Origin of the sequence: Virgibacillus sp. AGTR (assembly GCF_016919725.2) — a bacterium.
Classification (GTDB): domain Bacteria; phylum Bacillota; class Bacilli; order Bacillales; family Amphibacillaceae; genus Virgibacillus; species Virgibacillus salarius.
Genome location: NZ_JAJERH010000013.1, coordinates 25861 through 36907, shown reverse-complemented (window position 1 = coordinate 36907; position 11047 = coordinate 25861). Strand labels below are relative to the sequence as shown.

At 37.8% G+C, this 11047-nt stretch carries 14 protein-coding genes and 1 pseudogene; 5 read left to right on the top strand and 10 right to left on the bottom strand.

The window, feature by feature from the left end; all coding sequences use genetic code 11:
* Window positions 1–649 precede the first annotated feature (649 nt).
* Window positions 650–1462, top strand: a complete 813-nt coding sequence (locus JUJ52_RS07630) for a C40 family peptidase (RefSeq protein WP_205389446.1) — start codon at window positions 650–652, stop codon at window positions 1460–1462.
* Between the two features lie 131 nt (window positions 1463–1593).
* Here JUJ52_RS07630 and JUJ52_RS07625 read toward each other — a convergent pair whose 3' ends face one another.
* The 5 genes from JUJ52_RS07625 to JUJ52_RS07605 form a co-directional block, all read right to left on the bottom strand.
* Window positions 1594–2448, bottom strand: a complete 855-nt coding sequence (locus JUJ52_RS07625) for a DUF72 domain-containing protein (protein WP_026682123.1) — start codon at window positions 2446–2448, stop codon at window positions 1594–1596.
* 123 nt (window positions 2449–2571) lie between these two features.
* Window positions 2572–2826 (bottom strand): spore coat protein, encoded by a 255-nt coding sequence (locus tag JUJ52_RS07620; protein WP_026682122.1) that lies wholly within the window; start codon window positions 2824–2826, stop codon window positions 2572–2574.
* Window positions 2827–2836: 10 nt separating this feature from the next.
* Window positions 2837–3022: a hypothetical protein gene (locus JUJ52_RS07615; RefSeq protein WP_026682121.1), complete on the bottom strand. Its 186-nt coding sequence runs from the start codon at window positions 3020–3022 to the stop codon at window positions 2837–2839.
* A gap of 227 nt (window positions 3023–3249) precedes the next feature.
* Window positions 3250–3582, bottom strand: a complete 333-nt coding sequence (locus JUJ52_RS07610; RefSeq protein ID WP_026682120.1) for a hypothetical protein — start codon at window positions 3580–3582, stop codon at window positions 3250–3252.
* A 14-nt stretch (window positions 3583–3596) separates the two neighbouring features.
* Window positions 3597–4493: a LysR family transcriptional regulator gene (locus JUJ52_RS07605; protein WP_205389445.1), complete on the bottom strand. Its 897-nt coding sequence runs from the start codon at window positions 4491–4493 to the stop codon at window positions 3597–3599.
* 296 nt (window positions 4494–4789) lie between these two features.
* Here JUJ52_RS07605 and JUJ52_RS07600 point away from each other — a divergent pair, with 296 nt between their 5' ends.
* From JUJ52_RS07600 to JUJ52_RS07590, 3 genes are read left to right on the top strand one after another with little or no spacing between them, the layout of a single operon-like run.
* Window positions 4790–5386, top strand: a complete 597-nt coding sequence (locus JUJ52_RS07600) for an ankyrin repeat domain-containing protein (protein ID WP_121605834.1) — start codon at window positions 4790–4792, stop codon at window positions 5384–5386.
* 24 nt (window positions 5387–5410) lie between these two features.
* Window positions 5411–6631 carry an amidohydrolase family protein gene (locus tag JUJ52_RS07595; RefSeq protein WP_205389444.1) on the top strand — a complete coding sequence of 407 codons (1221 nt, stop codon included), beginning with the start codon at window positions 5411–5413 and terminating at the stop codon, window positions 6629–6631.
* Window positions 6632–6658: 27 nt separating this feature from the next.
* Window positions 6659–7879, top strand: coding sequence for an amidohydrolase (locus JUJ52_RS07590; RefSeq protein WP_205389443.1), 1221 nt, complete (start codon window positions 6659–6661; stop codon window positions 7877–7879).
* 38 nt (window positions 7880–7917) lie between these two features.
* On the opposite strand, the gene JUJ52_RS07585 is transcribed toward JUJ52_RS07590, so the two are convergent.
* Window positions 7918–8856, bottom strand: a complete 939-nt coding sequence (locus tag JUJ52_RS07585; protein WP_026682115.1) for a helix-turn-helix transcriptional regulator — start codon at window positions 8854–8856, stop codon at window positions 7918–7920.
* Window positions 8857–8936: 80 nt separating this feature from the next.
* On the opposite strand from JUJ52_RS07585, the gene JUJ52_RS07580 reads away from it, so the two are divergent.
* On the top strand, window positions 8937–9380 hold the full coding sequence (locus JUJ52_RS07580; RefSeq protein WP_166529859.1) for a VOC family protein: 444 nt from the start codon (window positions 8937–8939) through the stop codon (window positions 9378–9380).
* A gap of 187 nt (window positions 9381–9567) precedes the next feature.
* On the opposite strand, the pseudogene JUJ52_RS07575 reads toward JUJ52_RS07580, so the two are convergent.
* The 4 genes and pseudogenes from JUJ52_RS07575 to JUJ52_RS07565 all read right to left on the bottom strand — a co-directional run.
* Window positions 9568–9966, bottom strand: a pseudogene (locus JUJ52_RS07575) (zinc ribbon domain-containing protein); the annotation flags it as partial.
* 50 nt (window positions 9967–10016) lie between these two features.
* Window positions 10017–10400, bottom strand: a complete 384-nt coding sequence (locus JUJ52_RS07570) for a VOC family protein (RefSeq protein WP_026682113.1) — start codon at window positions 10398–10400, stop codon at window positions 10017–10019.
* Window positions 10397–10531, bottom strand: a complete 135-nt coding sequence (locus JUJ52_RS23330; protein WP_255637590.1) for a hypothetical protein — start codon at window positions 10529–10531, stop codon at window positions 10397–10399. Before JUJ52_RS23330 ends, JUJ52_RS07570 begins: the two co-directional genes overlap by 4 nt.
* A gap of 15 nt (window positions 10532–10546) precedes the next feature.
* Window positions 10547–10981: a MarR family winged helix-turn-helix transcriptional regulator gene (locus JUJ52_RS07565; RefSeq protein WP_026682112.1), complete on the bottom strand. Its 435-nt coding sequence runs from the start codon at window positions 10979–10981 to the stop codon at window positions 10547–10549.
* Window positions 10982–11047 lie beyond the last annotated feature (66 nt).

Genomic DNA, 11047 nt, shown 5'->3' with positions numbered 1-11047 from the left:
TAAATGGGGCTTGGATTTTAGCATTTACTCAGGAAAAAATTTTACTCTAAACTGTTATCATTTTCCTATTACTTTTATCTATTATTTCGATTTATTATCGTGTTAATTCTAATTCTGCCAGCAGTCTCTTTGATCGCACTCCCTTTTCTATCTATTCGGGATGGATTTCTTTAGCTAGTATAAGTTAATGTATTTACTTACCTCACCAGAAATGATTTCACTTCCTTTTTTAGTTTAGGAGAATTGGGATGAACAGAAATTACGTTAATTGCAGTCAGCATCGTAGCCATTACCATTTTCATCGGGAAGGAAGATATCATATATCCATTTGTATTTCTTTGGACTGTTATTGCTATTTTTGTACAAGGACAACAGAGCCGTTTTTCAATGGACACTCGCGGCTTGTAGTATCTCTATTACTCTATTTATTATCGGTGTAGCATTGACTAAATGGAGGAGAATTAGCGTAATGTTACTGACATAAATGTAATTTATTATCATAATTTGTTATTTCCCCTTAAATTCTATGTTAACTCACTGATATTTTCGTTTGTTACATTTAGGATAGTTAAATTGTCGAAATATATCAGACCCTGTTTCGCCAGTTTTACTATTGAACGAGATAAACCTATATAGAGGAGGAAAAACAGTGGCACAGTCCAATCATACAACAAGAAAATATGCAATTTCTGCAGCATTAGTAACTTCCTTAGCTTTCACTCCTATTTTTAGTGGAAGTGTATTTGCCAATGCAGGTGTAGGCTCTTCAGAAGGGGATATTACCATTAATGAGAGCAATATTCCTAATGTCCGGAAAACCACCGTAGATGAATTCTCACTTATTCAGCTTGGAGATACAGGCCAAGTAGTAGAGGATTTACAAGCAACGCTTCATGACAAGGGCTACTATACATATACAGTTGACGGTATATTTGGTCCTATTACTGAAAAAGCAGTAAGAGATTTTCAAGCAGACAAAAAACTACAAGTTGACGGACTAGTAGGGCCGAATACATCTGAAGCTTTAGCATTACCTGCAAGCAATCCATCTGGTGATTTAACTATTACAGAAGCTGGAAATTCTAATTCAACAAACATTCAATCTGATATTGTTGCTACTGCAGAAAGTGTCATAGGCACGCCTTATGTGTGGGGTGGAACTACTACGAAAGGCATGGACAGCAGTGGTTTTATTAATTATGTATTTAAGCAAGTCGGTATCGATGTTTCTCGAACCCATAGTGAGATGTGGGAGAATGACGGTGTCCATGTAGGCGCTCCTAACGTTGGAGATGTAGTATTCTTTGAGGGAACTTATGATACTGAAGGAGCATCGCACAGTGGGGTTTACATTGGTAACAATCAAATGATTCACGCAGGAAATGACGGTGTGCGTGTAGCAGATATTAGCATCGACTACTGGCAAAATCATTATATTGGTGCCAAATCTTTTATTAACTAGTGTAGACTAGTCCAACACAATCTTTTTATATGAATATGAACAGTAAAGGACATAGCCTGTTTGTTTAGATTAATAGGCTATGTCCTTTCGTTTACGCAATCTTTTCAGAATACATCGTATCACACTGACCATTAAAATAGACCTAATTGCTTTGGTGAGAGTCCGTCATAGCGTATTCCCAGCATTTCTTGAAGCTCCTTTGCATTACCGGCTGCATCGCCACCCGAATTATTATTAAATAGAACCATGATGTCCTTACTATGCCTGTGTAGTTCAGAAATTCTGTTTTTCCATTCTGAAAGTTCTGCTTTATTGTATTTATAAAGATAACGAACATCCCGCCAATTCGTTTCCGCACTGCTTGGTTTATTCCAGCCGTGAACGTTCCTACCATGCATTCGTATGAGTGTCAGGTCTTCATGCGTTACTTCAGGGACGGTTGGTATTGAGCTATCACCTGCTTGCGGCTCATCCACTATAGAATGAATCCATCCTTCCTCTTTCATAAAGGATAAGGTACTGTTACGATACTGGTCACTAAACCATGATTGGTTTCTAAATTCAAGTGCGACTGGAATCTCTCCCAGCATTTTCTTACAAAAACGTAAATAATTCACATTGTCCTTATTACACTCAAACCATGGCGGGAACTGAAATAGAACCATTGCTAATTTATTGGCATCCTGATACGGCTTTAAGGAATCTATAAATGCTTGAAACATTTCTGTTTTCGATTCAAAGGGATTTTCTTCACCGCGCTGATGCCCGGTCATACCTTGATAAGCTTTTACAACAAAACGAAAATTATCTGGTGTTTCCCTCACCCATTTTTGAGCATTACGAACAGGCTGTACTGCATAAAAAGAGGCATCAACCTCTACTACTAAAAAATGGCTACTATATTCAGGTAATTTATCTTTCGGCTTTATCTGTGGCGGATACAAAGAATAGTGGTCCCCCCACCCTGTTAATCCTATGTAAATCATCCATTTACCCTCCTGCTTCCATCATAGCACAGGATGGTTTTTAAGTTGAATCTATATAACTTTACATCTATGTATACGAAAGAGTACCGGGATAGTCGATGGACTATTGGTACTCTTTCGTGCTTATTGTCCAGCACTCAATTCCGATTGTACCTGTTGAATTTCTTGTTGGGATGCTGCTTGTGCTGGTTTATAGAAACCATTTTGTATCGAGTAACTATATACTTTTCGTTGGCGAGATTCATCCCCGTTTCTTAAATTTATTAGCGTTTGTCTAAGCTGTGCATTATTAGCCTCACTAATGTAGCCTGCATAGCTTTTCAGGCTCGCATTTAATCCGTTTAAGTAGTCATTCACAATATCCTTATCCTGTAACATCTTTTTCCTCCTATTGTAAAAATGGTAAAAGTTGTTGCTGTGCTTGTCTAGCTGCTTGAGCATCTTGAAGTAACATGGACTTTAATTCTTGATCGGTCGCTGATTGAGCGTAGGTCTCTAACTTATTGGCTATCATTCCATGCTCGCCGATCATTTTTCGAAGGTTCTCTAATTCCGTCTGCGTTAATTGATTCATGGCATAAACTCCTTTCAGCAATATTCGTGGTTAGTATCTCCAATTCTTGTGAAGATATTCCTCAAGAAACACAGATAATACTCGGATATCAAAAAGAAAAAGCATCCCTAATTCGGAATGCAACTGAATCGTTAAGGAAAGTATTTATATATTTATATTTATCGCAAACTAACTAAACAAAGAATGGATAACGCGTTGAATCTCTTCTTCCCCTCTGCTTAAAACGTCTATGAATACATCACTACGGTTGTTGATGGAATAAATTCGATGGTATAAGAGCTTCCAAGCTCCTTCTTTACACATTCCATTAATCTTACACCTGTTTGATTAAATCTTTTCTCAAGTTCAATTGCGTCTATTCGCAACTTATCGTTTTCCCAATCTATCCAATTCCCATATGCTGCTATCCAAAGCGTTAATTCTTTCGTTAATTCTCCTGATATGGGTATATCCTCTATATCAAGATTGCAGCCGCATTTTTTGCACCAGAACGGATCTGCACCCTCATCACCTTCCATTTTCAAATGATCTATTTTCCCATTTTCACAACAGCATCTCATATATATAAACCTCCTTATTCCTTTGCACGATTCGTGTTTTGTTGTTCTATCATTTGGACAAAATTTTGCGCAGTCTTCGACAATTCATGATTCTTTAACCATATTAAACCTACCGATCCAGATAAACCAACTGCATCAGAGATTTTATAAGCATGTATCGGGTATCCGCTATGCTGTTTAAGTAAGGTCTCTGGTACAATAGATGTAGCAAAATCAGATGAAATTAAATCCATTAACAAGGTAATATCCGAGCATTCACCAACCATATTTGGCTGTAGTTGACATCGAGAAAAAGCCTCTATAATTAAATAATGCACACCTAACCCTTCTGTACTTGGTAGTAGTAAAGGATAATGTTCAAGTTCATCAAACGATACTTCATGTGTGAATACATTGTGCTTATTCGATGTGATAAAATAAAACGGTTCTGCATGAAGATGAACAACAGAGAAATCATCCATATCAAGCGGTAAACGAATAATCGCTAGTTCGACCTTACGATCCCTAACTAATTTACAAAGATGCAACGATTCATTTTGTTGAATTTTATAAGTAACATTCGGATATTGTCTTTTAAATTGACGAAGAATGTCCGCGAGACCGGCAAAAGAAAAGGTATTGATACCGATCGTCAACGTTCCATATAATCCACGTCCTACATCCTTCACTTCCATTTTTGCCTCTTCCATTAATTGGTTCATTCGTAAGGCATATTTATAGAGTGCTTTTCCTGCCTCGGTTACCTCAAAAAACTTGCCACTTCTTTCTACTAATTTTGAACCCAACTCCTCTTCCATCGCTTTTAAATGCTGGCTTAATGGTGGCTGGGAAATATGAAGTCTTTCAGCAGCGGCAGAGATCTTTTTTTCCTCTACAATCGCTATAAAATATCGCAACTGTCTAATATCCATTTTAACACCTCCACTTTTATTATATGAAAAAGTTAAGTAAAATTAATTTTTTAAATATTTTTCATATAACTAACACCATGGTAGCATAAAAAGTATAAAGTGAAACTTACTTCAGTGGGGGTTTTGTTTATCCCCCAAGTGAGGAGCTTACTACCAGTTATATGTCGGGATAAAAGGAAAAAGGAGTTATATTCATGTATCGATTTATCCTAATATTATGTTTCTTTCTGCTAATTGGATGCCATGAATTTCCAAGTTCCTCCAACCATCACTCCACAGAAAAGAAGGTGAACACATTGAATCGACAATTATTTGATGCAGCTGAGAAAGGAAATACGAACGAGGTTCTAAAACTGCTTAAAGCTGGCGCTAACATCGATGCAACAAACAGAAGCGGAACTACACCTGTGCTTGCAGCAACCTATCATAATAGAGTAGCAACAGTAAAGCTCCTAATTAATCAAGGTGCTGATATTGATATTCGTGATGATAGCCTAAATAATGTGCTTCTATATGCTGGAGCAGAAGGATTATTGGAAATTGTAAAACTCTCCATCGAAGCAGGAGCAGATACCAATCTCACAAACCGATTTGGTGGAACAGCACTGATCCCAGCAGCAGAACGCGGCCATGTCAATATCGTTAAAGAACTGCTGACTCATTCGGATACCGATGTTAACCATATTAATAATCTACATTGGACAGCCTTGTTAGAGGCGGTAATACTAGGTGACGGTGGAGAGGAGCATCAAGAAATTGTAAAACTATTAGTTGATCATGGTGCCGACATTGATATGGGGGATAGAGAGGGAATTACCGCTCTACAACATGCACAGAATAACGGATATCAAGATATAGTAGCTATTCTAAGCAATGCAAAGTCAGCTAATTAATATCATGAGAGGAGGAGTTAAGAAGTGAAAAATGATTATTGGTTAACAAATGTCCGATTAGAAACGGGCTACCGTTATGGAAATAGCATGATTATCGGTACGGAGACAGAACATTTTCATATCCGTATTGTAGATGGAAAGGTTAATCAAATAATCCCAGCAAATATTCCTTTGGATACGAACGTCCCAAGGCACGATGCAAAGCATTATTTAATGCTACCAGCATTCAGAGATATGCATATTCATATCGACAAAACTTACTATGGGGGTAATTGGAGAGCACCAACACTGGCAACCAAAGGGATATGGACAAGACTTGAAGAAGAGGAAACATTACTTCGCCAATTACTACCTGTGGTCGAAGAAAGAGCAGGAATATTAATCAACCTCTTACTGCAGTCAGGATCCACTCATATTCGTACACATTGTAATGTCGATCCAATTATTGGTCTGAATAATTTAGAAACGACGCTAAGAGCACTAGAAACGTTCAAAGATAAAGCTTCTGTGGAGATCGTTGCTTTCCCACAGCACGGGCTATTACGTAGCGATGCCGTATCTCTCATGAGAGAAGCGTTAAAAACTGGAGCTTCACTCGTAGGTGGTATCGATCCTGCCTCGATTGATAATCATATTGAGAAATCGTTACAAACTGTGTTCGACCTTGCAATTGAGGCTAATGCAGATATAGACATACATTTGCATGATCCTGGTCACCTTGGTATTTTTACATGTAGGCGATTGGCAGCATTAACGGAGGAAGCTGGTTGGCAGGGAAGAGTCACTATTAGCCATGCCTTAGCTCTTGCAGACATAGCAACTGAAGAGGTAAGTGAGGTCGCAGCTTTATTAGCACACCATGGTATTTCAATCACATCTTCTGTACCCCTTGGAAGAACCATCCCAATCCCGCTTTTACAAGAAAAAGGAGTAGCGGTATCACTTGGTGACGATAGTATCATCGATCACTGGTCTCCCTTTGGAAAAGGAGACAGCCTAGAAAAGGTAGGAACACTTGCCGAACGCTTTCATCTCAAAGACGAGCAATCACTTGGGCAGGCACTAGGCTTTATTACTGGAGGAATCACGCCATTAAATCAAAATGGAGAGATGATTTGGCCAAAAGCTGGGGACGATGCTAACTTTGTCTTTGTAGATGCAAGCTGTTCTGCCGAAGCCGTTGCTAGGAGAGCGCAACGAATGGCAGTTTTATATAAAGGTAAGATTGTTGCAGGAGCAATGTAATCGTTAAAGAGAAAGGATAGAAAAAATATGAGTTCTACTTTTTGGCTAACCAATGCTAGATTGGAAACTGGCTATCAGGTTACTAATAATTCAATTACAGGTACCAAAACGGAAGCATTTCACCTCAAGATTTGTGACGGAAGAATCGCTAAAATTATATCTGCTAATGAATCACTGCCTGAGCATCTTCCCAAAAAAGATGTAAATCACTTGTTAATGCTACCATCTTTTGTTGAACAACATTGTCATTTAGATAAGACCTTACTAGGTGACCAATGGCATTCAGCAACCCCCGCGCCTACTATTTTTGATCGACTTAAACTAGAAAAAGAAACACGACAAACTTTAGATACGACCATTCAAGAAAGAGCAGAAAAATTATTGAACCTCTATTTAATGTATGGTGTTACACATGTACGTACCCATGTAGATATTTATCCAGAAATTGGCCTAAAGCACTTTGAAGAAGTTCAGAAGATATTACAAGCTTTTGCAGGAAAATTAACGTCTGAGATTGTTGCATTTCCACAACATGGATTATTACGTTCAGGTGCACAACATTTAGTTAGAGAAGCTTTAAAGCAAGGTGCTCAGTTTGTAGGAGGAGTTGATCCTGCGACAGTGGATGGTGATATTGAAGCATCTTTACAAGCCATGGTCGAGCTTGCTGTCGAAGGTAACGCAGGTATCGATTTACATTTACATGATCCAGACCATTTAGGTATCTTCACTATGAAAAGATTAGCAGAGCTAACCAAGGAGGCCGGTTTACAAGGTAAGGTTGCTATTAGCCATGCATTTGGTCTCGGTGAAATCTCTCCTTCGGAGGCAATGGAAGTAGCAGAGCAATTGGCTGAAGCAGGAATAACCATTATTACAAGTGTTCCCATTAATCGAAGAGTTCCCCCTGTTGACTTATTACACAGTAAAGATGTGCCGGTTGCAGTTGGCTGTGATAATATTTTTGATGTTTGGTCACCATTTGGAAATGGCGATATATTAGAACGAGCGGGACGATTAGCAGAAATCTTTACGTGGATAGATGAACCCGCACTCGCACAAACACTTTCCTATATTACGGATGGCAAAACACCGTTAAATCTTGAAGGTAAGCAAATATGGCCTTGCCTTGGAGATGATGCGAATATGGTTTTTGTGGACGCAAGCTGTTCTGCTGAAGCAGTAGCTAGAAGATCACAGCGAGCAGCAACGATGTTTAAAGGAGAAATTGTATCAGGTACTTTTTAAGCAGGAACACCCTTGTTACATCCAAAAAATCTCCCACTTTATATATAATTAATTAAATCTAAATAATACGCCTTTAGTTGCTCTTTTAACGAAACAGGCTCAACAATTCGTATGGTTTTTCCAAAGCTAGCTAGGTAACGAATGATAAAGTCTACTTCAGTAGGCTCATAAGTTCCGACCAAATAATAATCATTATGTTCTTCTTTTATTTTCATAGAGGGGAACTGGCTCTGTATGAATTGCTCGATGCCTGTTTTTGTTATCTCACATTTAAACGGAATAGCTTGATCTGTAGGCTTCCAGAAAACATGTGCATTTTCTATAGTGATACCTTCTACGTCTATCATATCCACATCCTCCACTACCTCTATTGACTTTATCCGATCACAGCGAAAGACACGATACGCTTTTTTATTCAAATCAAGAGATTGGCAATACCAATAGCCCTTCATAGCATAGATAGAAATAGGTTGAATACGGCGAATTGTCGTCTGCTTTTCTGTGGTATAGACTATCGACAAAATTTGATTATTAGTCGAAGCTAATAGAAGCTCTTCTAAATAAGCACATTCATGTAGCTGCTCTGCATGAAAGAATGCGACTCGTTTTTGCAAGCTATCTATTTGCTTTCGCTGTTTTGTCGTGAGTCCTTCTAAAAACTTTTCATGAACGGAACGATAGGATATTTCAAATGGCGTACTCGTAAAGCTCTGTAGTGCCTGCATGGCAAAATAAAGCGCGAACACTTCTTGACTTGAAAATGAAATCGGCGGCAAAGTAATTGGTTTTACTAAACGGTATCCGCCGTATCTCCCATATTCGGCGTATAAAGGTACGCCCATCTCCTCAAGTGAAGCTATATCTCGAAGTGCAGTCCGTTTCGAAATTTGAAATTCATTGATGACATCTTTTAGTGTAAAACGTTGCCGTTGATTAACGAAACGAAGCATTTGATTTAAGCGCTCACTTTTTTTCATAAAATCCCCCTTAATAGTGCCAATAGTTGTCACCTTTATTCTATATACTCATCAGTATAACAAACGAAGGAGGCATTACAATGAATGTTGAGGTTATTCCTTTCCTATCTTTAAACGGACAAGGAGCAAGAGCAATTGCATTTTATGAGCAATATTTAGAGGCTACGGTTCTATTCAAAAAAACTTATAAAGAAATGAAGGACATGGACCCAAAGTTTACGTACGCAAAAGGGCAAGAGGACTATATTACACATTCTGTCTTACAAATTGGATCGAACAAGCTGATGATTGCCGAGGAAGCAATGGATCAAACCCGCTCCTGGCAGTTAAATAACAGCTCGTCTTTATGTGTTCAAGCAAAGGACTATAACGCGATTTATACTATCTATGCAAATCTTCTAAAGCATGAAGACGTCCACATTTTAATACCCTTTGAAAAAAATGCATTTAGTTCTGGATATGGTATTGTAAGAGATCCCTTTGGAGTGATTATTCAATTAGCCGTAACGAAACATGAATTTTAGACTTCTAAAGCCTACGCGACTAAACCTAATGAGGATGGAACATAACGAAATCAGTATAGTGAACTACTCCCACCACTTACCACCCTTACGGGTTGCTTGAAGTGGGGGCTTCTTGGGTAATCGCCACTTTTGGTAGCTGACGAAATGGACCAAGCTAACCCTCTTGTTACAAGAGTTTATATTTTCATTAGGCACTTGCTAATAAGCGAATGCCTTCTTTTTTGATATGGAGAGCTGAATTAATCTCTTTCGGGATTTAGCCCACACGAACAAGCGTAAGTTCTAATTTCTATAGGCATTGGTTGGGTATTTCCGCAACTCGAACAAGTTTGGTAGATGGGAACCATTTATCAAACTTGTTCGAGTTGTTTCCCTTGTTCTTTTAGTTTGTACTGTAAGAAAGAAGTGAACATTCCCCATCCATTGAAAAATCTAAGCCAACAACTTTTTCAATTTCCTTCCTTTTTATCTCCTTCTCGTACTCTGTAAGAATAGAAATATAGTATTTTCCTGATGAAGTCATAGACAAGGTACAAGATTTGATGTTGTACTCCGAAGGAATTGCTCGCATCTTGAACAGCTGTACTTACTCATGGATCAAATTGTCCTGTTCAATGCCTAATTTCATAGCAACAGTTATTCGTTTTTTTCCATTACTGCAAAATAATTTTCTTCACTATCTGCAAAGTTAAAGACTTTTCCCGAAGGCATATTTACCATTTCACCAACTGTGACGCCTTTGCTAGATAAATCCTTATATAGCTTTTCTAGATTGTCAGTAAAAAACATCAAGGAAGGTGTATCGAGATTTAATTCAGGCTCCATTTTTGCAATAACGCTTTTATCATGAAGTACTATCCTTGTTTCGGCTTCCATTGTTGGAGCAATCTCAATCCATCTCATTCCCTGACCATTATTTTCATCAGTAATGACCTGAAAACCTACCTTTTCTCTCCAAAAACGCACTGCTTCATCTTGATTATTTACATACAGCATGAGCTGCCCTACGTTATTAATCATTCTATTACCTCCGTATCTGTTATCATCTCCTTATTTATTTCTACATTCATCGCAAATATTCTTTTCATTTCATCTAGAACTGCATGAATAAATGGAGGACTAATAAATATACACTCCTTATCCACTTCCATTCAGTTTCCATAGCCTCAAAAATTATATTTATTTAATTTTTCTTTTATAACCATCATCGAAGTATGAATTTCATGTATCTCACTTTCAGATAGTCCGCTAAACAATTGATTTATTTGTTGATCTGACTGAATATTAATTTTAGCTAGCTGTTCCTCTCCTTTTTTTGTTAAAAAGAGAAAGTTTTTTCTATTGTCTCTTGCTGAGCTTTTTTTCTCTATTAATGCTTCCTTCTCTAATTTACGCAAAATCCTGCTCATATAGCTTTTATCCATATTAAGTTTTTGAACGAGATTATTCGCAATACATTCAGTTTCTTCGCTAATTTCGAATAATATGCGTGCCTCGGTTAATGAATAATCTGTATCTAGAATGTGGTTATTAAATAAACCAAGTACCTTTGTATAAAATCGATTGAATTGCCTGATATCATAAATAATTTCTTTATCCATACGTTCTCCTTTAGTTGACTTTGTCCACTTTTAATAATACTATAACTATACCCTTGAAATGTTGAC

Bases quoted from the DNA above. Each gene is read 5' to 3' on its own strand.
- JUJ52_RS07625 (WP_026682123.1), bottom strand. From the start codon at position 2,448: ATGATTTACATAGGATTAACAGGGTGGGGGGACCACTATTCTTTGTAT.
- JUJ52_RS07620 (WP_026682122.1), bottom strand. From the start codon at position 2,826: ATGTTACAGGATAAGGATATTGTGAATGACTACTTAAACGGATTAAAT.
- JUJ52_RS07615 (WP_026682121.1), bottom strand. From the start codon at position 3,022: ATGAATCAATTAACGCAGACGGAATTAGAGAACCTTCGAAAAATGATC.
- JUJ52_RS07610 (WP_026682120.1), bottom strand. From the start codon at position 3,582: ATGAGATGCTGTTGTGAAAATGGGAAAATAGATCATTTGAAAATGGAA.
- JUJ52_RS07605 (WP_205389445.1), bottom strand. From the start codon at position 4,493: ATGGATATTAGACAGTTGCGATATTTTATAGCGATTGTAGAGGAAAAA.
- JUJ52_RS07590 (WP_205389443.1), top strand. From the start codon at position 6,659: ATGAGTTCTACTTTTTGGCTAACCAATGCTAGATTGGAAACTGGCTAT.
- JUJ52_RS07585 (WP_026682115.1), bottom strand. From the start codon at position 8,856: ATGAAAAAAAGTGAGCGCTTAAATCAAATGCTTCGTTTCGTTAATCAA.
- JUJ52_RS07580 (WP_166529859.1), top strand. From the start codon at position 8,937: ATGAATGTTGAGGTTATTCCTTTCCTATCTTTAAACGGACAAGGAGCA.
- JUJ52_RS07570 (WP_026682113.1), bottom strand. From the start codon at position 10,400: ATGATTAATAACGTAGGGCAGCTCATGCTGTATGTAAATAATCAAGAT.
- JUJ52_RS23330 (WP_255637590.1), bottom strand. From the start codon at position 10,531: ATGGAAGTGGATAAGGAGTGTATATTTATTAGTCCTCCATTTATTCAT.
- JUJ52_RS07565 (WP_026682112.1), bottom strand. From the start codon at position 10,981: ATGGATAAAGAAATTATTTATGATATCAGGCAATTCAATCGATTTTAT.